The 251-nt window shown below is 38.6% G+C and carries 1 pseudogene; it reads right to left on the bottom strand.

What is annotated here, in order from left to right:
- Positions 1 to 251, bottom strand: a pseudogene (locus tag SB660_RS22430) (IS3 family transposase); the annotation flags it as partial.

Here is a 251-nt window from a genome sequence, read left to right on the forward strand (position 1 = left end):
GTACGTACTTCGTGGAATGCCAGCGAGTTTTACGAGTGCTTTCACCGGATATTTATGCCTTAACTCATAGACTACTTGTGCTTTGTCCTGTTTGGTGATTTTTCCTTGTTTTGAACTAAGGCATTCAACTTTTTTAAATACTCGTTTTCCATTTCTAATTGTTTAATACGTGCTTCTAGTGCTTCGGTAGAGCCTTTAACTGGTGCTTGTTTCGATTGTTTATTGGATTCTTTTTTCATGGATGGACGCCC

The organism is Bacillus sp. SIMBA_005, from assembly GCF_046535585.1.
GTDB lineage: Bacteria > Bacillota > Bacilli > Bacillales > Bacillaceae > Bacillus > Bacillus pumilus.